Source organism: Marinobacter sp., from assembly GCF_040904845.1.
Taxonomy (GTDB): Bacteria; Pseudomonadota; Gammaproteobacteria; order Pseudomonadales; family Oleiphilaceae; genus Marinobacter.
On sequence record NZ_JBBDSR010000033.1, the window covers coordinates 25,041 to 45,854 of the forward strand.

The window sequence follows — 20,814 nt, forward strand, 5'->3', positions numbered from 1 at the left end:
GCACAACATGTTAGACAGAATCCCTGCTTGTTTGCAGGTAGGGTTTAAACTAAACTGGCAGCACTTAGGTTGCTTGGTTGACACAAAAGTGAGGACATTATGAGTACAGTTGAAGAGCGCGTGAAGAAGATCGTTTGTGAACAGTTGGGCGTTAAAGAGTCCGAAGTTCAGAATTCATCTTCTTTTGTAGAGGATCTTGGCGCTGACTCACTGGACACCGTTGAGCTGGTCATGGCGCTGGAAGAGGAATTCGAGACTGAAATTCCTGATGAAGAAGCCGAGAAGCTGGCCAGTGTTCAGGACGCGATCGACTACATCGTCGCGCACACCTGATACTCTGCACGTAGTATAAGCCAGGCCAAAAGCCGTCCTTGTGTAAACGCTGAGGACGGCTTTTTTATTGGCTGAATTTCAGGTTCCACCGACCGGCGGTATCGCACGGTCTACTTCAGGAAAAGGGGTTATGACAAAACGACGCGTTGTCATCACGGGCATGGGCATGCTGTCGCCATTGGGCAACAGCGTTGAGTCCTCCTGGCAAGGAATCCAGGCTGGTCGGAGCGGGATAGGGGTCATCGAACGTTTCGATGCCTCCGCCTACAACACCCGGATCGGTGGAGCCATCAAAGATCTGGACATCGAACCCTACCTGTCTGCGAAAGAGGCGCGCAAACTCGATGCCTTTATTCATTATGGGCTGATTGCGGCGCAGCAAGCGGTAGAGGCCAGTGGGCTGGACCAGTACCAGGCACTGGATAACGAACGGGTGGGTGTTGCCATTGGTTCGGGTATCGGAGGGCTGGAGTTCATTGAGAAAAGCGTGCTGGCCATGGACAAGTCCGGACCGCGCAAGGTCTCTCCGTTCTTCGTGCCGGCGTCTGTCATCAACATGATATCCGGGAACGTGGCCATCCGCTTCGGCTACCAGGGCCCCAATATCGCGATTACCACCGCCTGTACCACCGGCACTCATAACATTGGCTACGCGGCCCGCACTATCGCCTATGGCGATGCAGACGTCATGCTGGCTGGTGGTTCGGAAATGGCAACCACCCGCACCGGTTTGGCCGGGTTCTCGGCTGCCAGGGCATTGTCGACCCGCAACGAAGAGCCGGAGAAGGCAAGTCGCCCGTGGGACCGTGAGCGTGATGGTTTTGTGCTCAGTGATGGTGCCGGTGTGTTGGTTCTGGAAGATCTCGAACATGCCAAACGCCGGGGCGCAACGATATACGGCGAAGTGACCGGCTTTGGTATGAGTGATGATGCCCACCACATCACGGCACCTCCGGAAACCGGGGAGGGCGCAGCCCGCGCCATGAAGAACGCGATCCGCGATGCCGGCATTCGCCCCGAAGACATTGACTACATCAACGCTCATGGTACGTCGACCCTGGTAGGCGATGTCGCTGAAGTGGCTGCAGTGAAGCAGGTGTTTGCAGGGCACGCCCACAAGCTGGCCATGAGCAGTACCAAATCCATGACCGGGCACCTGCTGGGCGCGGCCGGTGCCGTGGAAGCGATTTTCTCGGTGCTTGCCATTCGCGAAGGCGTTCTGCCGCCCACCGTCAATCTGGATAACCCGGATGATGGCTGTGATCTGGATTTTGTCGCCAACACCGCCAGAAAAGCCGATGTGCGGGTCGCACTGTCGAACTCCTTCGGTTTTGGTGGCACCAATGGCACCCTCATTTTTCAGCGCTTCGAGGACTGACCGGCTCCGATGAATATTATCTGGCCGGGTGATACTGCCCTCCCGACAACCGATCGCGGGCTGGCCTATGGTGACGGCGTGTTTGAAACCATTCGCATGCAGGCAAATGGCGGCGTTCTGCTGCACAGCCACATCGCGCGGATGATGGCCGGGGCGGCGGTGCTGGGTATCCCGGTTAGCGAACCCGACCTACGAGACGTTATTCGCCAGGCCTGCGGGCAGGCTCATGAACCGGAAGGCTGGGTACTTAAACTGATCCTGACTCGCGGGGTGGGCGGTCGCGGGTATCGACCCAGCGGTGACATGATCCCGAACCTCATCGTCTCGACCGGATCGCTGCCCCCGTGCCCAGACCATGGGGGCGTATCAGTCGCGGTATCGAAAGTCCCCCTGATGGTCAATCCGTATCTGGCGGGCGTTAAAACCCTGAACCGCCTGGAGCAGGTCCTGGCCAGCCAGGATCTGACTGACGATGTTTACGAAATGATCATGGCCAATCTGGCGGGAGACCTGGTTGAAGGTACCCGCACCAACCTTCTGGTGAGAACCGATGATTGCTGGCTAACGCCGCCGACAGGTCAACTGGCCGTGGCTGGGATTATGCGTGACCACGTTGTGCGTACGCTGGCGGAAAACGGGGAGCGGGTGGAGCAGCGTGCGATAGCGCCTGGGATTCTGCACTCTGCCGAATGTCGGGGGATGTACCTGATGAACAGTCTGATCGGTGTGGTGCCGGTTCGCAAAATAACTGGCCGGGATTTGCCAGTCGACAACTCTCTTGCGACAATCTTTAATCCTCTCGACTTGTTGGAATCTCAGGTTTGATCCGTAAGTTACTGATCTCCGTTATATGTGTCGGCGCACTGGCTGCTTCGGGTGGCGCGCTGTGGGTATGGCAGGGCCTTGAAACGCTGAACGTACCGGTCAGCGTGGCGGAGCCAGTGCTGTTCGATGTGCCCCGGGGTACCGGGTTTGGTCAGGTTGCTCGCGGGCTCGAGGCCGAAGGGCTTCTAGAGGATTCGCTCTGGATGCGTCTGCATGGCCGTCTTCACCCTGAAGACACGCGGGTGAAAGCCGGTGAGTATGAAATCACCCGTGGCATGACGCCCCGGGACATTGTCCGGCAGATGGTGGACGGTAACACCAAGCAGTGGGGCATACAGTTTATTGAGGGCTGGACGTTCCGGGATATGCGCCAGGCACTGGCAAACACCGAGCGCCTGACAAAAGAGACCACTGACTCGAGCGACGCCGAGGTCATGGCCGCAGTCGGTGCGGAGGGTGAGCACCCTGAAGGTCGGTTTTTTCCGGACACCTACGCGTTCAGCCGTGGGGAAAGTGACCTGGATATACTGCGCCGCGCCTTTCAGCGGATGGAAAGCGTTCTGGCCGCCGAGTGGGAGAGCCGGGATGAGAGCCTGCCTTATGACTCACCGTACCAGGCCCTGATCATGGCTTCGATTGTGGAAAGAGAGACGGGTGCGCCCCATGAGCGGGGCGAAGTGGCGGGGGTATTCGTGCGCCGCCTGCAAAAGGGGATGCGCCTGCAAACTGATCCAACGGTCATTTATGGCATGGGGGACAGTTACATTGGTCGCATTACCCGCAAGGATCTGCAGCGCCATACACCCTATAACACCTACCGGATTGATGGCCTGCCGCCGACCCCCATTGCGCTGCCCGGCAAGGATTCGATCCATGCCGCGCTGAACCCAGCGGACGGCGACACCTATTACTTTGTCGCTCGGGGCGATGGCTCCCATAAATTTTCACGAACGCTCAAAGAGCATCAGCAAGCTGTGCGGGAGTTCCAGTTGAACCGTCGCTCGGACTACCGCTCTTCGCCGGCACCGGTCGTCACCGAGGATAACCCATGACCCGTCGCGGCCTGTTCATCACGTTTGAGGGCACCGAAGGGGTGGGCAAATCTACCCAGCTGCGCACCGCCGCTCAAGCATTGGAGGCGGAAGGCATCGAATGTGTGGTGACTCGGGAGCCCGGTGGAACACCGATGGCCGAGGCCATCCGGAAATTGTTGCTGGCCCCTCGGGATGAGCCGGTCAATGACATCACCGAATTACTGCTCATGTTCGCCGCCCGGGCCCAACATTTGCACACCCGTATCCTGCCGGAGCTTGATGCAGGTCGCTGGGTGTTGTGTGATCGGTTTACCGATGCCACGTTCGCCTATCAGGGTGGCGGCCGGGGCGTAGCAGAGGAACGTATCGCGTTGCTTGAAAACCTGGTGCAGGGAGAGGTACGCCCGGATCAGGTTATCCTGCTGGATGCCCCCGTTGAAACCGGCATGACCCGTGCCCGCCACCGGGGGGAGCTGGACCGTTTTGAACAGGAGGCCGTGGCGTTTTTTGAGCGTATTCGGGCAACCTATCTCAGGCGAGCCGACGCCGACCCTGATCGTTATCAGGTGATTGATGCTGCCCGAGCGCTGGAAACCGTCACCCATGATGTGGCGGTACGCATACGCGGGCTTGCCAGGTCTGGAGTCAAGTCGGCATGCTGAACGCTCGGCTGCTCAAGCTTCCCACCGCGTCACAGCAGCACCGCCACGAGCATCACCAAATTGTCGTGGGGGTTAGAGGAGAGGCGGATCTGAGCGTTGACGGTACCGGTTCCCACCTTGATACCTGGCGCGCCTGCCTGGTGCCAACCGATGCGCGTCACGACTACTGTGGTGATAACCAGAATCACGTTCTGGTCATTAACCTTGATCCTCACATGCCGGCGCTGAATAGCCCCGCCCATGGTGAATACGAACGCCTGGCTCCCCTGTTTGAGCGCGCCAGAACCCTGGACATGGACAACAAGCTGCAAACCCTGGTGCAGTTTACTGCGGGCGAATTCGATCGCTCGCCCAATAACGATGACCTCAAGCAGCATCTTGCCGCGAGTATTCTGCACTGCATGGCGGTGCGCCTGAGCGAGCACCGCAAAATCTCCGTCCATCGCCAGGTTATCCGCCCGGACACTGTCCGTCGGTACGTTATGGAAAATCTGCACCGCAAAATTTCGGTGACGGAGCTGGCGGGGGTGGCGTGCCTGAGTGTCAGCCGTTTTCATGAAATGTTTCGTGAGGTGACCGGGGTCACGCCTCATCAGTTCCTGCTCAGGACCCGCCTCGATCAAGCCGTCCAACTGCTCGTTTCTACCGGGCTGTCGGTGTCTGAAGTCGCCTTCCGCACGGGGTTTTCTTCCCAGAGTGCGTTAACCAATGCCCTTCGAAAACACAAAGGCACCACACCGACCCGGTTACGGATTGACGAAAAAGTCGCCTGATTTCACAAAATGTCGGCACTTTCGGAGTTTTTTGCAAAACTTCCGTAGAATTTTGTAAGCCGTTCATCCGTAGTGATACTAACGTATGGGCACGTTGTTGCAGGAATACAGCCTGGACATTGAGGGTGCCCTGAATAACGCCCGCCAATACCGTAAGGGCCTATCCCCATCAAACTCTCAGCCCTGCACCCAAGCTAAGAACCGGCTCAGTCGTAGCGAGTTCATATCGATCGAGCTGGGTGAAACCTTGAGCGATCCTTGGGCTGTTCGCAAAAAAAAGGTTTAAAGAACATGTTGCTCTCAGAGCAATCTATAACTATTACTTAACACGGAGGAGGTATCCATCACGATTCAGAGGCTTGCGGCATTTTAGGTAGTAGCGCGTTATCACTGGAATAGTAAACGTGAAAAAAGAAAGGGCGCGACGATCAGTTTCAGCGTTGTTGGCGTACCGACACGGTCGGAGCTGATTCCGTCCCAATAAACTGGAGGAGTTTCATGGCTATTGGTGTTTGGATTAGTCTAATTGCTTACTTTGCGCTCATGATCGCCATTGGCGTTTATGCGATGCGCAGAGCTACGTCTTCATCCGAAGATTACATGCTGGGCGGCCGAGCGCTCAGTCCAAAAGTGGCGGCTTTGTCGGCCGGTGCCTCGGATATGAGTGGCTGGTTGCTGCTGGGCTTGCCCGGGGCGCTCTTTGTATCTGGTCTGGGCTCTGCCTGGATTGGTATCGGCCTGCTCGTGGGCGCGTTCTTTAACTGGACCCTGGTGGCGCCACGCCTTCGTGAACAGACGGTTCACTATGGCAACGCGATTACCATTCCGTCCTTCCTGGCAAACCGGTTCCCGACTCAGGCGCTGTCCCTGCGCACGGTATCTGCTATCGTCATTGTTATCTTCTTCGCGGTTTACACCGCGTCGGGTCTGGTTGCAGGCGGTAAACTGTTTGAAAGCGCATTTTCCGGGATTTTCAACTTCGGCGGCCTGAGTGACTACGCCGTGGGTATTGTGATCACACTGGGCGTTGTACTGGCGTATACGGTCGTTGGTGGTTTCCTTGCGGTAAGCATGACGGACTTCGTGCAGGGCTGCATCATGATGCTGGCATTGGTCATCATGCCGGCGGTTGTGCTCTTTGGCGAAGGCGGCGGCGGCCTTGCGCAGGCGTCACAGACGCTGAATGAAGTCGATCCCACGCTGCTGTCCTGGACGGAAGGCTTGACGGTCATTGGCTGGCTGTCTGCGGTTACCTGGGGCCTCGGCTATTTTGGCCAGCCCCACATCATTGTGCGCTTCATGGCGATCCGCACCCTGAAAGAGGTACCGACGGCCCGTAACATCGGCATGGGCTGGATGCTTATTTCCCTGATCGGCGCTGTCTCTCTGGGCGTGTTCGGCCGGGCCTACGCCGTCCGCAACGGCCTGGATGTACAGGATCCGGAAACCATCTTTATCATCCTGTCGGATCTGCTGTTCCATCCGCTGATCACCGGTTTCCTCTATGCCGCGCTGCTTGCAGCGGTCATGAGCACCATCTCCAGTCAGTTGCTGGTGTCGTCTTCCTCACTGACCGAGGACTTCTACCGTCTCTTCCTGCGTAAAGACGCAAACGACAAGGAATGCGTAAACGTTGGCCGGGTTTGTGTTGTGCTGGTTGGTCTGGTTGCAGCGGTTATCGCCTCGGATCCTAACTCTCAGGTTCTGGCCCTGGTCAGTAACGCCTGGGCAGGCTTCGGTGCGGCTTTCGGCCCGCTGATCATCCTGTCACTGATGTGGCAGCGCACAAATGGCGCTGGTGCCATCGCGGGCATGGTTGCAGGTGCTGCTACCGTTATCATCTGGATCTCGCTGGGCTGGAACGGAGAGTTCATGGGTGGCCCCGGGGTGTATGAGATCATTCCTGGCTTCATCGTTGCCTGGATTGTCATTATGGTGGTGAGCCTTGCCACTAAAGATGCCGGCGAGTATCAGCACATCACGCGGTAAAGAAGGGCGCTTATGACGCTCTGAGTAATGACAGGGGCTCCTTCGGGGGCCCCTTTTTTTGTAGGGGGCTGGGCCCACCCCGGGCCCGATCTGGCTACAAAAGTTTATTTAACACGAAAAAAACGCCAGCCCGGAGGCTGGCGTTTTCGTGGAGCTAAACCGTTAAGGTCAGGTCTTAAGCAACGTTCGCTTCGGATGCCTTGCTGGTGTAGTTCTCCATCTGGTCGAAGTTGAGGTACTTGTAGATCTCTTTCGACATGCTGTTCAGGTCCTTGGCGTACTCCATGTACTCCTCGGCTGAGGGCAGTTTGCCCAGTACCGCGCCGACTGCCGCCAGTTCCGCAGAGGTCAGGTACACGTTGGCACCATCGCCGAGGCGGTTTGGGAAGTTACGGGTGGAGGTGGACAGCACGGTGCTCTTGGCCGCCACACGTGCCTGGTTGCCCATGCACAGGGAGCAGCCTGGCATTTCGGTGCGTACACCGGCGGTGCCGTAGATGTTGAAGTAACCTTCTTCCATCAGCTGGGCCTGGTCCATCTTGGTGGGAGGAGACATCCACAGACGGGTCTTCAGGGGCTCTTTGTTCTGTGCCAGCAGTTTACCAGCGGCACGGAAGTGACCGATGTTGGTCATGCAGGAACCGATGAACACTTCGTCGACCTTGTCGCCAGCGACTTCAGAGAGGGTGCGGGCATCGTCCGGGTCGTTCGGGCAGCACACAATCGGCTCTTTGATCTCGGCCAGGTCGATTTCTACCACATGCGAGTACTCGGCATCTTTGTCGGCACGCATCAGCTTCGGATCGGCAATCCACTCTTCCATCTGCTTGGCGCGACGCTCCAGGGTACGCGGATCGCCGTAGCCTTCGGCAATCATCCAGCGCAGCATGGTGATGTTGGAGCGCAGGTACTCGGCCACAGACTCTTCAGACAGGTTGATGGTACAACCGGCCGCGGAGCGCTCAGCGGAGGCGTCGGACAGCTCGAACGCCTGCTCGACAGTCAGGTGCTCCAAGCCTTCGATCTCCAGGATCCGACCGGAGAATTCGTTGATCTTGCCTTTCTTCTCAACGGTCAGCATGCCCTGCTTGATGCCGTACAGCGGAATGGCGTGTACCAGATCGCGCAGGGTGATGCCCGGCTGCATTTCGCCTTTGAAGCGAACCAGAACCGATTCCGGCATGTCCAGCGGCATAACGCCGGTTGCGGCGGCAAACGCCACCAGACCGGAACCGGCCGGGAAGGAAATGCCCATCGGGAAGCGGGTGTGGGAGTCACCACCGGTACCGACGGTGTCTGGCAGCAACATGCGGTTCAGCCAGGAGTGGATGATGCCGTCACCTGGACGCAGGGCAACACCGCCACGGGTCTGGATGAAGTCTGGCATGGTGTGCTGCATTTCCACGTCAACCGGCTTCGGGTAGGCGGCGGTATGGCAGAACGACTGCATCACCAGGTCCGCCTGGAAGCCCAGGCACGCCAGGTCTTTCAGCTCGTCACGGGTCATCGGGCCGGTGGTGTCCTGGGAACCGACGGTGGTCATGTGCGGCTCGCAGTAGGTGCCAGGGCGAACGCCTTTTTCTTCTTCCAGGCCGCAGGCCTTGCCGACCATCTTCTGGCCCAGGGTGAAGCCCTTGGTGCCGGCTGCCGGGTCTGTCGGTAGACGGAAGATGTCGGTTGCGCCCAGGCTGAGTGCAGCACGGGCTTTGGCGGTCAGGCCACGACCGATGATCAGCGGAATACGGCCGCCGGCCTGCACTTCATCCAGGATGACGTCGGATTTGAAGCCAAATTCGGAGATGGTCTCGCCGGCTTCGTTCAGGATCTTGCCTTCGTATGGGCGGATGTCGATCACATCGCCCATGTTCATGTCGTCGACGGGTGCTTCGAAGACCAGGGCACCAGCGTCTTCCATGGTGTTGAAGAAGATCGGGGCAACCTTGTTACCGATACAGACACCACCGGCGCGCTTGTTGGGCACACCCGGGATGTCGTCGCCGAAGAACCACAGAACGGAGTTAGTAGCGGACTTCCGTGAAGACCCGGTACCGACCACGTCGCCCACGAACACAACGGGCAGGCCTTTGGCTTTGATTTCGTCGACCTGGCTCATCGGGCCGGTCACACCGGGCTCTTCCGGCTTCAGGCCGTCGCGCTCCATTTTATAGGCGGCGCGGGCGTGCAGCGGGATGTCCGGGCGTGACCAGGCATCCGGAGCCGGAGACAGGTCATCGGTGTTGGTTTCGCCGGTGACCTTGAATACCACCATTTTGGTGCTCTCGGGAACCTTCTTCCTGTTGGTGAACCACTCAGCATTGGCCCAGGATTCCACCACAGCTTTGGCGACGGCATTGCCGGCGTCCATTTTGTCTTTGACATCGTTGAAGGCGTCGAACATCAGCAGGGTACGCTTGAGCTGTTCGCCGGCCAGTTCGGCCAGCTCGGAATCGTCCAGCAGGTCAACCAGCGTGGCGATGTTGTAGCCACCCTGCATCATGCCCAGCAGCTTGACGGCTTTGGCTTTTTCCAGCAGCGGAGAGGCGGCTTCGTCCTTAACAATGGCGGTCAGGAAAGCGGCCTTCACGTAGGCGGCTTCGTCAACGCCCGGCGGAATACGGTTTTCCAGGAGGTAAACGAGTGTTTCTTCCTCACCGACCGGCGGCTTTTTAAGGAGCTCGACCAGTGCAGCGGTCTGCTCTGCATTCAGAGGCTTTGGGGGAATACCCAGAGCTTCGCGTTCTGCAACGTGTTCACGATAGGCTTCTAACACGATATGGACCCTCATCAGTTGGAATGTCCCGCGCCGTGGGCGTCTTTGCCCGCCGGGAGTTTTATGGCGAAAAGGTGGTAAGTTGGCGCTGTATTCTATAGTAAACCCGTTTCAAAGTTAAGTTGGACAGTAGTCGGAGTCTTCTACTACGTGATGTATACTTCGCCGCCTAACGCCCTGATTTGAACAGCACTATGAACCAAGCTCTGCAAGCGATTCACGATTTCCTGCCCTGTAAAACACCCGAACGGTGGATTGAAAACGCCCTGGCCAACCCGGGCCTTATGCTGATTGACCACGCCCACTGCGAGAAAAAGGCGGCATCAACCGCCCTGAGCCTGATGTACCGCTACGTGGACAACACCGGGTTACTCCACAAAATGTCCCGTCTGGCGCGGGAGGAATTGCGGCATTTTGAGCAGGTATTGGCGATCATGGAAAAGCGTGGGGTGACTTACGATCACCTCACGCCGGCGCGATACGCAGCGGGGTTGCGGCAGCAGGTGCGCACGGAAGACCCCGGAAGGCTGGTCGATGTGCTCATTGTTGGCGCGATCATCGAAGCACGCTCTTGCGAGCGTTTCGCGGCTCTGGCACCCCATCTGGATGACAACCTGGCGGATTTTTACTACAGCCTGCTGAAATCCGAAGCCCGTCATTATGAGGATTACCTTGGCCTCGCTGAGCAGGCCAATGGGAGCCCCGTCGACGAGCGGGTCAGGGTGTTTCTTGACATTGAGCAATCTTTGATCGAACGGCCAGACACAGAATTCCGGTTTCACAGCGGCCCGGTGCTATAGCTGCCGACAGAGCTCCATCCAGCGATCAATGCCGGCACTGCGGTATTTCTGCCGGTGCAGGATGAAGTAGAACTGCCGGTCGAATGCGCGATACTCGGGCACGGCGAGGGGAACCAGGCTGCCGCGGCGGAAGGCATCGGCCAGGCACACCTGGGACAGGCAGCCTATCCCCAGGCCTGCTTCTACCGCCCGCTTGATCGCCTCGGTGTGTTCCAGTTCCAGCAATATGTTGAGATCCGGCAGTAATCCGTGCATGCCGCGCTCGAAGCTCTGACGGGTTCCGGAGCCCGGCTCACGCATGACCCAGGTGGCGTTGCGCAGGTCCTCGTCGTTCAGGCTCTGTTTCGCAGCCAGAGGATGTTGGGGGGAACAGAACACCACGAGCTCGTCGCCGCGCCAGGGAATCACCTCCAGTTCAGAGGATTGCAATTCACCCTCGATTAGCCCGATGTCCAGCTCGAAATCACTGACCCGTTTGGCAATCGTGCGGGTGTTGGCCACTTCCAGCGCGACCTTGGGATGGGTAGGGGTGTTCATGTATTGAGCCATCACGCCGACAGCCAGATAATTGCCAATGGTCAGTGTGGCACCGACTTTCAGCGCACCGACCTCGGAATGCTTGCTGAACGCCTGCTCCAGTTCGCCGGCCTGAGCCAGCAACGCTTCCACCTTCGGCCGGTAGAGACGCCCCAGCTCATTCAGTTGAAGGCGCTTCCCGACCCGGTCAAACAGTTGGATATCGAACTGATTTTCCAGCTCTTTAAGCGCGCTGCTGGCTGCGGACTGGGACATGGCCAGGGATTCCGCCGCACGAGTAATGTTCTGGAAGTGGGCGGCGGCGAGGAAAACTTCAAGCTGGCGAAAACTGTATTTCATAAAGGTGCTGCCATAATCGATCTGGTCGAATAAGGTTATGAAAATATCCCATTTTGTCGATAGGTTAGTCGCGGGTTAGACTTTACGCAATATAGATTTATCACTTCGCGCATTAAAGCGACACGAACAGGCGAGAGTTAATCATGAGCAACCTGATCAAAGAGAAAGTCACCAGCGTTCGACACTGGAACGACACCCTGTTCAGCTTCACCACGAGCCGTGATCCGGGGTTCCGTTTCAAGAACGGTCACTTCACCATGATTGGTCTGGAAACAGACGGCAAGCCTCTGATGCGTGCCTACAGCATCGCCAGTGCGAACTATGAAGAAGAGCTGGAGTTTTTCTCCATCAAGGTGCAGGACGGCCCGCTGACCTCGCGTTTGCAGAAAATTCAGGTCGGTGACGAGATTCTGGTCAGCCGCAAGCCCACGGGCACCCTGATCATGGACAACCTGCTGCCGGGCAAAAACCTGTGGCTGATCAGTACTGGCACAGGGTTGGCCCCCTTTATAAGCATCATCAAGGACCCCGAGGTTTACGAGGCCTACGACAAGGTCATTGTGACTCACGGCGTTCGTTACACCTCCGAGCTGGCGTATCAGCAGGAAATTGAAGAGCTGCCCGACAACGAGTTCTTTGGCGACATGGTTGATGGCAAGTTGCTTTACTATCCAACCGTGACCCGGGAAGAGTTTCGCAATCAGGGCCGCCTGACTGACGCCATGGAAACCGGCAAGATTACCCGCGAGCTCGGCCTGTCGGAGTTCGACCTGGAAAATGACCGCTTCATGATCTGCGGCAGCCCCAGCATGCTCAAGGACACATGCAGCATTCTCAATGATATGGGATTCAAGGAAGCCCGCGGCGGGGACCTTGGCCACTTCGTTATTGAGCGGGCGTTTGTGGAACAGTAAAGACAGGCCTCCCACAACTCGCGTCACCGTTTAGGCCCCCGGCGACTTCCGTGCGCCGGGGGATCCCTTATGACAGGCTTCCTGTTTCCGAAGCGCTACCGGACAGACCGCCTCTTCGCGAAGCAAGAGCAACCATGCTGCCTGGCACCAGAGACCTGGCGAATATCACAGGTTAAGTTGTGGCTTATAAAAGTGAGCTGTCACGCAACAGTGCTTTCAAGGCATTGGCTGGTAGGGGCTTCGAAAAGAGAAAGCCTTGGGCGTAGTCACAACCAGCGGCCTGAAGCCATTCTTTTTCTTCCGGCGTTTCCACGCCTTCCGCGATGACTTTCAGCCCCAGTTTATGAGCCATCACTATGATGGTGTCGGCAATAGCGCGACTGTAAACATCTGGGAGTTCGTTTCGTATGTAGGAGGGGGGAATCTTGAGGTAGCTAATATTAAACTTTTTCAAATACACCACGGAAGATTGGCCCATGCCGAAGTCGTCTATTGCCAATGCAATTCCGGACTGTCCGAGCCTGCTAAGTTCCTCGCTTGGGCCATTCCCGATTAGCGAGAATACCTTTTCAGTAAACTCAATCGCCACGCTGCTAGCCGGAACGCCGGCCTCTTTCAGTTGCTCGGGCCAGGAAAGGCTTGGCGTATGGTCGGCAAAGCCTGCTGAGGATATGTTTAAACTCACCTGAAAGGGCTGGCCGACAAGGTCGTTAATCTGTTTCGATAATGCGACGGCCTCAGAAAAGGTCCAGGACTCGATAGCGGCCAGCAGCCCAGTCTCTTCCGCAAGTTGAACAAAGTCTCTGGGCAGCAACAATCCCCGGGAGGGGTTGTGCCACCTGAGCAAGGCTTCGGCCTTGGCGATGCGGCCGCCAGACAGGTCGATGATCGGTTGGTAGTATAGCTGCAGTTCTTGCCGTTCCAGCGCGCCCTGAAGCTCACTGACCAGTTGGGCGCGTGCTGTGGCGGCTTGCTCGATGTTGGGGGCAAAAATGCAGGGTTTGTTGCGCCCCGCTTTTTTTGCGTTGTACATGGCTTGGTCGGCATTGCGCAGCAATTGGTGGGGTTGGTCTCCGTCCAAGGGGTAGCGGGTGATGCCAATACTTCCGGAGACATACACTGTCTCCTGATTAAGAAAGAACGCCTTGGCCAACTCAGTGAGAATATTCCCGGCGATTTTCGTAATCTGGTCGAGATCGTCGGTGTCTATCAGCAGGACGGTGAATTCATCCCCTCCCAGCCGGGCGACCGTATCAGTCTCCCGAACACATTTGCAGATGCGTTCGCCGGCCTGTATCAGCAATAGGTCGCCTTCATCGTGACCGAGTAGGTCATTCACTTGCTTGAACCGATCCAGATCAATAAAGAACAGAGTAAAGGGGGCCTTAGTGCGTTCAGAGAGCTTAGCTTGCTGCGCAAGCCGGTCCCGGAAAAGCCGACGATTTGGTAGGCCCGTCAGCGCATCGTGGTTCGCATGACGCCAGATCCTCGCCTCTGACTCCCACCGTTGGGTAATGTCCCGCGCAATACCCACGACGGCTTCAATCTGACCCTTGTTATCGAAGACCGGGGTATGGATGTATTCGTGACATTGCCGATCAGCCGCCTTCTCCCGCATTCGGACTTCCGTGTGCAGTGGGGCCTTTTCGAGATACACGCGCCTGACATGGGCATCCAGATCGTTTGGAACGGAGGCTCCCAGGTCGGCATAGGAACGACCGATTAGTTGGGCCCGGCTGGTGTTGTACAGTGCGGTTGTAGCGTTGTTGGCGTAGAGGAACCGTCCATCCGCGTCAAGGATGTAACTGGGGTCGGGAGATGAGGCAAGAATAGTGTGAAAGACCTTCTCCTGCCGTACTTTTTCATCCGTAAAGCGCTTCACCGACTCTGCCAGGACCTGATCCAGCGCCTGATCGAAACGAAACAAATCGTCAAAATCATCGCGGTATTCGGAGCGCTTTTCCAGTTGCCAGAGCTGAATCACACTCACCCGTAGGGCTCGGAACTCCCCGACCATATCGAGGGCATTCATGCCCAGGTGCATACGCTCAGCCCCATGGTCACTCGCTGAGCTTGCGGCTGGAACCCCATCAGACGTCCCCCCGGATTTGTGGGTTTGTTCTTGTGCCGTCCGGGGGGCCTCCATATCGTCGGCGATCCAGAGCAGGATTCCTCCAGCATGATCACGGAGTTCGTCGATCGATAAATTCTCTAGTGACAGCAGGGATCTGGCATGGTCCTCCCACCTTTGCAGGATGCTTTCCAAATTGGCTCGAATCCATTCGGGTAAGACCATCCGTCGTATCCCTTTCAACGTAAATGACGAAAAATCGATGACCAGTCCGCCGCCGGACCACTATGTTCCGCGGATTTAAACCGTATCTACGCTGTCCTGACGAGGCCAATAGCGTAGGGGCTTACAGGATTGTAGAAAATCGGTGGCGTCATCGGCCGTCCTGATTGCAACACAGCCCGCGTCCAGTTTGTTTTCCAACCCTGCGGACTTGAACAACGGCAACGCGTCCATGGTGTATCCGATGAATTTGCAATGCGCAAAGGCATCATTCACGAAATCCCTGGCCGGCCCATGGTTCATCAGCTTTTTCACACCCTCCCCGGTGATCATGACGACCACCGCATCAAACAGGACGGACGGACCCCCGTCTATTTTTTCATCCGCCGCTATGCGGGTGCCGTCACTGGCGGTTACGCCCCCAATGGTGGGGGCCACCACTGCAAGAGTGACGCCTTCGGCTTTGACCGCATCCTTGAACGCGGTGAGCAGATTGGCGTCTATCCCCTCAGAGAGCAGCACGCCCAGTTTTCTCCCCTTAAAGCTGTCGGGGCCGTTTAGCAGAATGCTCAGCTTGGGCGAGGCGGGTAAGTCCTCCCGGGTGGGCATGGCGGCTTTTGCGGGCTCAGGCATGGTTGCCAGCCCCAGCCCTTCGGCCACGGTGTTCGCCAGGTCCTGGTCAATGTTGAGTATGTGGCCCACCATCCGGGCCCGTATGTCTTCTCGCTCGACTTTACTGAGCTCGAATACGAACGCATCGGCGATGTGTTCCTGCTCCACCTGGGTCTGGCTGATATAGAACTGCCTCGCCTGGCTGTAGTGGTCCGCGAAGGTTTCGGAGCGCACTCGCTGTTTTTCCCCTGTTATCGGTTCCGGATAGCTTTGGAAACCGGTCTCGGGGTTTTCCCTGGGGCCGCCGTCTTCGCCCCAGCTGTTGGGCTCGTAGTTGGCTCGCCCGCTGGGATTGGTCATTGCCATATGCCCGTCTTGTTGGAAATGATGGAAAGGACACTTCGGCGCATTGACAGGTATTTGCGTGAAATTGGGCCCTCCCAACCGCTTCAATTGAGTGTCGAGGTATGAGAAGTTGCGGCCCTGGAGCAGTGGGTCATTGGAATGGTCGATTCCCGGTACAATGTTCTGGGTACAGAACGCGACCTGCTCGGTTTCCGCGAAAAAGTTATCCACCACGCGGTTGAGTACCAGTTTCCCGATGGGTCTGACGGGCACTTGTTCTTCTGGAATGATTTTGGTGGGGTCGAGCACGTCGAATTCAAACTGATCCGCAAAGTCATCATCGAACACCTGAACGCACAGCTCCCACTCCGGAAAGTCGCCACGTTGGACGGCATCCCACATATCCCGGCGATGGAAATCCGGGTCGGCACCGTTAATTTTGAGGGCTTCATTCCATACCACCGACTGCAGCCCGAGAGCGGGCTTCCAGTGAAACTTGACGAAATTCGCTTGCCCTTGCGCATTCACAAACCGGAAACTGTGTACGCCAAACCCCTCCATGAATCGAAACGATCGTGGGATGGCCCGGTCAGACATGGCCCACATCAACATGTGCATGCTTTCGGGTAGCAGGGTTACAAAATCCCAGAAGTTATCGTGGGCACTCTGTGCCTGGGGGAAACCTCTATCGGGTTCCTGCTTCGCGGCATGCACCAGATCCGGAAACTTCATGGCATCCTGGATAAAGAAGATGGGAATATTGTTACCGACCAGATCCCAGTTCCCTTCTTTGGTGTAGAACTTGACGGCAAAACCGCGCACGTCGCGGGGAAGGTCGGCCGAGCCTTTATTGCCCAGCACCGTGGAAAATCGTACAAAGGTTGGAACTTGCTCGCCAGCACGCTGAAAGACATCGGCTTTGGTAATGTCTGATAGGCATTCGTAGTTTTCGAAATAGCCGTGAACACCAAACCCCCGGGCGTGAACCACTCTTTCCGGAATGCGTTCGTGGTCAAAGTGGAAAACTTTCTCCCGCATTACGTGATCTTCCAGCAACGCGGGGCCCCGTGGGCCCGCCTTCAACGTATTCTGGTCATCGGAAACCGGCGCTCCTTGCTGGGTGGTCAGGGTGTCGGTCGTGCCCGTCGCTTGTTGGTGCGTTTCGCCACCGTTACCTACCGCGTGATCCTGATTGCTGTCGTTTGATTTGGCCATGGTCCATTCTCCTTTGCCAGTGTGGTCGTACTCCGTAAGAATCAGATGTGCATACGCCCGCCGGTGACGCCGTATATTTCGGCCACGACATAACTCGCCTCAGGAGACGCGAGGAATACATATACCGGGGCAAGCTCGGCGGGCTGGGCGGGCCGGTCGAGTAACGTATTTGAACCGAAACCCGGAACTTTGCCCTCGGGGATGGTTGCCGGGATCAGTGGGGTCCATACCGGGCCGGGGGCGACGCCATTTACCCTCACGCCTCGCTTGATGGCATCCGCAGCGAGCGCGAGAGTAAAGTTGGCAATAGCGGCCTTCGTGGCAGCGTAAGGCGCAAGGTGAATGCTGGGAGCGAAGGCCTGAATCGACGTGGTGTTGATGATGCTGCCACCTGGAGGGATATGTCTCAGCGCCGCCCGGCAAAAGTAGAAGTAGGATTCGATATTGGTGTTGAAGGTATACCGGAGCTCGTTATCCGGTATCTCTTCCAGATGATCATAGCTTTTCTGGACGGCGGCATTGTTGACCAGTATGTCGAGTTGAGAGAACTGCTGTAGAACTTTCTCGACCACACCGTCACAGGCTTCGCTTGAACTCTGGTCGAGTTTGATCGCCAGGGCTTCCCGGCCCGCATCCTGTATCAGCTCTACCGTGTTTGCTGCATCCACATCTTCGCTCAGGTACGTAAAGGCTACGTCTGCGCCCTCCCTGGCATAGGCCAGGGCAATCGCTTTGCCGATGCCGCTGTCGCCCCCGGTTATCAGCGCCACCTTTCCGTTCAGTTTGCCGGAGCCCTGATACGTCATTTCACCATGGTCAGGTTCAGGCATCATTGTGCGTTCCTGGCCGGGCAAATTCTGGGGCTGTTCCTTGAACTCGGGGCGAGGATATCGATAGCGAGGGTCTTGGTTTTCGGTGCCTGTCATGTCCGTCTCCGTGGGCGTTTACTTCTCCAGAGTTCACTATTTAAACAGACGGCCTCAGCGCTGAATTTAACCTGTGTTAATGACCACGCATGTCAATTGACGATACTGCGGTGAATATTCGGTGTTCGGTAAGGGATACGGATGGGCGAGAGTCAGCTCTATTTGATCAGCGGGTCAATCCTTATTGTTTTAGTGATGGTCGACGTGGTGTGGACAACGTTGACGACTCAGGGCAGTGGACCCATCACCCGACTAATGACAGCAGGTGCGGCAGGTTTATCGAGAGTCGTGCTATCGGTTGCCGGCAGGCGGGCGATGCTCGCCCCTATCGGGCCGGGCGCGCTTGTGCTGCTCGGAACTACCTGGCTACTCACTTTGTGGTTGGGGTGGTCGCTGTTATTCGGAGCATTCCCGACTGGCATTGTGAATTCGCAAAGTGGTGATGCGGCAAGTCTGGCGGAACGCGTTTACTTCATCGGGTTCACACTCTCGACACTCGGGGTTGGAGATTTCAAACCAAGCGGTGAGATTCCCATGCTGCTGACCGTTGTGGCCGCGTTCAACGGGCTCGTTCTGGTTACTTTGTTTATTACCTACGCAGTGCCACTGGTGCAGGCTGTCATCATGCGGCGAAAGGTCGCTTTCACTGTCTCACTTCTGGGCGCTAACCCGCAGGAGATGGCCTGGGCAGCATGGCAGGAGGGGAATCGTCAGGCGTTTGAGGATGAGCTTCAGACCATTTCGGAAGACGTGATGCAGTGCTGTGAGCAGCGCCTCGCGTATCCCATGCTGGATCTGTTCTACGCTAAGTGGGAGTGCTTTTCGCTCGGTTTGCAGGTGGCCATTCTGGATGAAGCCCTGAGTATTCTTGAATTCGGCCTGCAACCCAATTATCGGTTTCGCTCACTGAACTTCAGCAAGGCTCGCAAGGTTCTCGCACATTATCTGAGGCGGGTGGAGCTGCCCAATGAAAAGCCACACTTAATAACGCCACCTGTATCCGACACTGACGCTCTGCAAAAGTTAGCGGTGCCGATCACGAACAACAAGGTGGACGCCTTTCAACCGCTGGCCGAGCGCCGTGCAAGGCTGCACGCCCTTGCGCATAAGGAAGGTTGGGATTGGAACACCGTAGAATCGGCGGGCGGGACATGGCCGCCCACCGCATAGCTCAGGTGAAGCTGCTTCAGTTACCTTCCCCGGACTGGGGGGCCTGCTCCAGCTCGTCTTTCGACAACTTGTCGTCGCCATCCCGATCGTACATTTCGAGAAACTGTTTGCCCTGATCGCTCGCGCCGCTCTGCTCGTTGCCAGCAGCAGTGCTGCCGTAGCGGTTAAGTTCCTTTTCGTCGAGCTGTCCGTCTCCGTCACGGTCCAGCTCGTCGAAGCTCATCCCTTGTGACGAGCTGCTGGCCTGGCCGCCGGCATCATTCTGTCCCGGCTGCTGGCCAGTGGTCTGAGGGTTTGCTGAACCGCTGCCGGTGCTCTGTGCTAGTAGAGGCGTGGATACCAGCGCAGTGGTGATCACGGTGGAATAGAGTAGTTTCTTAAACATGATAATCCTCCATTGAGGCAAAGAGATGAGTGGCCGGTCTGAGCCGACGGCGCAAAGGCCAACGCAACCTCTATGCCATTCTCGTTCCTCATGTCTTTGACCCCTCTATCCCGTGGTCTCCAACCCTCGGCGGCGGCAGGTGGGCCCCTACAAGGGGACGGTTATGCCAGTGGTTGAGTGTCAGATTTTCCTGTTCTTTGCCATTTTTACCAACTTTCTGGTGAAACGGCCTACTCAAGCTTATAGGCGAGTACGTAGTCGCCAATGGTGGTGCCAATCGAGCCATGGCCCCCGGCCACCTGCACTACCATCTGCTCGCCTTCACTGTTGAGGTAGGTCATCGGCGTGGCCTGCCCGCCTGCGGGCAAACGCACACGCCACAGCTCTTCGCCGTCGGTCAGGTTGTAGGCACGAAGATAGTCATCCACCGTGGCTGCGAGGAACACTACGCCCCCGCGGGTAATGATCGGGCCGCCAATGCCAGGTACCCCCAATTCCAAGGGGAGAGGGATCGGGGCCATATCCACAATGGTGCCATTTTTATGCTTCCATGCGATCTCTCCGGTGCGCAAATCCGCGCCCGCAACATAGCCCCAAGGGGGCCTCTGGCACGGGATGCCAAGGGGCGACATTAGCGGCTGCAACTCAATGCCGTAGGGCGCGCCTGCATTTTCGTTAAGCCCTTGTTCGCCGCTATTCGAGGCCTCCTCCCGGACCTCTTCAGTCTTTGGTACCAGCCGTGAGGTGAACGCCATGTAAAGTGGCATGCCAAACATGACTTGGCGTTCGGGATCTACCGCCACGCCGCCCCAGTTGAACACCCCGAAGTTGCCGGGGTAGACGAGGGTACCCTGGGTCGACGGAGGCGTGTACTGGCCTTCATAGCGTAAAGACTGAAACTTGATGCGGCAGATCATTTGGTCAATGGGGCTGGCTCCCCACATGTCAGAGCCTTTCAACGTTGGCGGCCGAAAACTCAGACCGGAGACAGGTTGGGTGGGCGCTGCAAAGTCACCGTCGATCGTGCCCTGAGGGGCCGGCTTCTCCGTGATGGGAATCAGCGGCTCACCGGTTTCGCGGTTCAGCACGTACACGTCCCCCTGTTTTGTCGGGACCACCAAGCCGGGCCGAACGCCGTCCTGCGTGCTGATGTCCACCAGGCTGGGTTGGGCCGGGGTGTCCATATCCCACAGGTCGTGATGAACAAACTGCTGTACCCACTGGACTTCACCGGTGTCCAGGCTCAGGGCCACTACAGATGAGGAGTAGGTTTCTTCCTCGGGGGTACGGTACATGCCCAACTGGTCTGGCGTCCGGTTTCCCATTGGGAAATACACCATGCCGAGTTCCTCATCGGCACTGGCCACAGCCCAGCTGTTGGGCGAACTGGTGGAGTAGGTTTCCTCCGCGCTTATGGGCTGGGTCTGCTCAGGATTGGCCGGGTCCCAGTTCCACATTAATTCCCCCGTTTTGACGTCATAGGCCCGAATAACACCGGAGGGGGAATTGATGTC

Annotated in this window: 17 protein-coding genes; 10 read left to right on the top strand and 7 right to left on the bottom strand. The window is 57.3% G+C overall.

From position 1 onward, the window contains the following. Positions 1–99: 99 nt before the first annotated feature. The 7 genes from acpP to putP all read left to right on the top strand — a co-directional run bounded on the left by acpP (position 100) and on the right by putP (position 6,994). Complete coding sequence (acpP, locus tag WD429_RS03415; protein WP_012136033.1) at positions 100–333, top strand: acyl carrier protein; 234 nt, start codon at positions 100–102, stop codon at positions 331–333. A gap of 130 nt (positions 334–463) precedes the next feature. Next, complete coding sequence (fabF, locus tag WD429_RS03420; protein ID WP_368420767.1) at positions 464–1,711, top strand: beta-ketoacyl-ACP synthase II; 1,248 nt, start codon at positions 464–466, stop codon at positions 1,709–1,711. A gap of 9 nt (positions 1,712–1,720) precedes the next feature. Continuing rightward, positions 1,721–2,536 (top strand): aminodeoxychorismate lyase, encoded by an 816-nt coding sequence (pabC, locus tag WD429_RS03425; RefSeq protein ID WP_368420768.1) that lies wholly within the window; start codon positions 1,721–1,723, stop codon positions 2,534–2,536. Further along, positions 2,533–3,588: an endolytic transglycosylase MltG gene (gene mltG, locus WD429_RS03430; RefSeq protein WP_368420769.1), complete on the top strand. Its 1,056-nt coding sequence runs from the start codon at positions 2,533–2,535 to the stop codon at positions 3,586–3,588. Before pabC ends, mltG begins: the two co-directional genes overlap by 4 nt. Continuing rightward, a complete protein-coding gene (tmk, locus tag WD429_RS03435; RefSeq protein ID WP_368420770.1) occupies positions 3,585–4,232 on the top strand; it encodes a dTMP kinase in 648 nt (215 codons plus the stop codon). The genes mltG and tmk overlap by 4 nt, the downstream gene beginning before the upstream one ends. After that, entirely contained in the window at positions 4,226–5,005 is a 780-nt protein-coding gene (locus WD429_RS03440) for an AraC family transcriptional regulator (protein WP_368420771.1), read from the top strand. Before tmk ends, WD429_RS03440 begins: the two co-directional genes overlap by 7 nt. A gap of 498 nt (positions 5,006–5,503) precedes the next feature. Continuing rightward, positions 5,504–6,994: a sodium/proline symporter PutP gene (putP, locus tag WD429_RS03445; RefSeq protein WP_368420772.1), complete on the top strand. Its 1,491-nt coding sequence runs from the start codon at positions 5,504–5,506 to the stop codon at positions 6,992–6,994. A gap of 175 nt (positions 6,995–7,169) precedes the next feature. Here the strand turns inward: putP and WD429_RS03450 are convergent, their stop codons facing one another. After that, entirely contained in the window at positions 7,170–9,764 is a 2,595-nt protein-coding gene (locus tag WD429_RS03450; RefSeq protein ID WP_368420785.1) for a bifunctional aconitate hydratase 2/2-methylisocitrate dehydratase, read from the bottom strand. 194 nt (positions 9,765–9,958) lie between these two features. Here WD429_RS03450 and WD429_RS03455 point away from each other — a divergent pair, with 194 nt between their 5' ends. Beyond that, positions 9,959–10,564 carry a tRNA-(ms[2]io[6]A)-hydroxylase gene (locus tag WD429_RS03455; RefSeq protein WP_368420773.1) on the top strand — a complete coding sequence of 202 codons (606 nt, stop codon included), beginning with the start codon at positions 9,959–9,961 and terminating at the stop codon, positions 10,562–10,564. Here the strand turns inward: WD429_RS03455 and WD429_RS03460 are convergent. Further along, positions 10,559–11,440: a LysR family transcriptional regulator gene (locus WD429_RS03460; protein WP_368420774.1), complete on the bottom strand. Its 882-nt coding sequence runs from the start codon at positions 11,438–11,440 to the stop codon at positions 10,559–10,561. The two genes, WD429_RS03455 and WD429_RS03460, sit on opposite strands and share 6 nt — an antisense overlap. Before the next feature lie 143 nt (positions 11,441–11,583). Here WD429_RS03460 and WD429_RS03465 point away from each other — a divergent pair, with 143 nt between their 5' ends. Next, on the top strand, positions 11,584–12,354 hold the full coding sequence (locus WD429_RS03465) for a ferredoxin--NADP reductase (protein ID WP_368420775.1): 771 nt from the start codon (positions 11,584–11,586) through the stop codon (positions 12,352–12,354). Between the two features lie 184 nt (positions 12,355–12,538). Here the strand turns inward: WD429_RS03465 and WD429_RS03470 are convergent, their stop codons facing one another. The 3 genes from WD429_RS03470 to WD429_RS03480 all read right to left on the bottom strand — a co-directional run bounded on the left by WD429_RS03470 (position 12,539) and on the right by WD429_RS03480 (position 17,745). Continuing rightward, complete coding sequence (locus tag WD429_RS03470; RefSeq protein ID WP_368420776.1) at positions 12,539–14,650, bottom strand: putative bifunctional diguanylate cyclase/phosphodiesterase; 2,112 nt, start codon at positions 14,648–14,650, stop codon at positions 12,539–12,541. Between the two features lie 75 nt (positions 14,651–14,725). Further along, on the bottom strand, positions 14,726–16,819 hold the full coding sequence (locus WD429_RS03475) for a catalase (protein WP_368420777.1): 2,094 nt from the start codon (positions 16,817–16,819) through the stop codon (positions 14,726–14,728). A 41-nt stretch (positions 16,820–16,860) separates the two neighbouring features. Next, the gene (locus tag WD429_RS03480; RefSeq protein WP_368420778.1) at positions 16,861–17,745 is read right to left on the bottom strand and encodes an SDR family oxidoreductase; all 885 of its coding nucleotides are present in this window, start codon (positions 17,743–17,745) and stop codon (positions 16,861–16,863) included. Between the two features lie 141 nt (positions 17,746–17,886). Between WD429_RS03480 and WD429_RS03485 the strand changes: the two genes are divergently transcribed. After that, positions 17,887–18,915: an ion channel gene (locus WD429_RS03485; protein ID WP_368420779.1), complete on the top strand. Its 1,029-nt coding sequence runs from the start codon at positions 17,887–17,889 to the stop codon at positions 18,913–18,915. Positions 18,916–18,931: 16 nt separating this feature from the next. Here WD429_RS03485 and WD429_RS03490 read toward each other — a convergent pair whose 3' ends face one another. Both WD429_RS03490 and WD429_RS03495 read right to left on the bottom strand, forming a co-directional pair. Then, positions 18,932–19,300, bottom strand: a complete 369-nt coding sequence (locus tag WD429_RS03490; protein ID WP_368420780.1) for an EF-hand domain-containing protein — start codon at positions 19,298–19,300, stop codon at positions 18,932–18,934. A gap of 230 nt (positions 19,301–19,530) precedes the next feature. Then, on the bottom strand, positions 19,531–20,814 hold a 1,284-nt coding region (locus WD429_RS03495; RefSeq protein ID WP_368420781.1), incomplete at its 5' end, for a PQQ-binding-like beta-propeller repeat protein.

Coding starts and splice junctions, on each gene's coding strand:
- acpP (WP_012136033.1), top strand. CDS start 100: ATGAGTACAGTTGAAGAGCGCGTGAAGAAGATCGTTTGTGAACAGTTG.
- fabF (WP_368420767.1), top strand. CDS start 464: ATGACAAAACGACGCGTTGTCATCACGGGCATGGGCATGCTGTCGCCA.
- pabC (WP_368420768.1), top strand. CDS start 1,721: ATGAATATTATCTGGCCGGGTGATACTGCCCTCCCGACAACCGATCGC.
- tmk (WP_368420770.1), top strand. CDS start 3,585: ATGACCCGTCGCGGCCTGTTCATCACGTTTGAGGGCACCGAAGGGGTG.
- WD429_RS03440 (WP_368420771.1), top strand. CDS start 4,226: ATGCTGAACGCTCGGCTGCTCAAGCTTCCCACCGCGTCACAGCAGCAC.
- putP (WP_368420772.1), top strand. CDS start 5,504: ATGGCTATTGGTGTTTGGATTAGTCTAATTGCTTACTTTGCGCTCATG.
- WD429_RS03455 (WP_368420773.1), top strand. CDS start 9,959: ATGAACCAAGCTCTGCAAGCGATTCACGATTTCCTGCCCTGTAAAACA.
- WD429_RS03460 (WP_368420774.1), bottom strand. CDS start 11,440: ATGAAATACAGTTTTCGCCAGCTTGAAGTTTTCCTCGCCGCCGCCCAC.
- WD429_RS03465 (WP_368420775.1), top strand. CDS start 11,584: ATGAGCAACCTGATCAAAGAGAAAGTCACCAGCGTTCGACACTGGAAC.
- WD429_RS03470 (WP_368420776.1), bottom strand. CDS start 14,650: ATGGTCTTACCCGAATGGATTCGAGCCAATTTGGAAAGCATCCTGCAA.
- WD429_RS03475 (WP_368420777.1), bottom strand. CDS start 16,819: ATGGCCAAATCAAACGACAGCAATCAGGATCACGCGGTAGGTAACGGT.
- WD429_RS03480 (WP_368420778.1), bottom strand. CDS start 17,745: ATGACAGGCACCGAAAACCAAGACCCTCGCTATCGATATCCTCGCCCC.
- WD429_RS03485 (WP_368420779.1), top strand. CDS start 17,887: ATGGGCGAGAGTCAGCTCTATTTGATCAGCGGGTCAATCCTTATTGTT.
- WD429_RS03490 (WP_368420780.1), bottom strand. CDS start 19,300: ATGTTTAAGAAACTACTCTATTCCACCGTGATCACCACTGCGCTGGTA.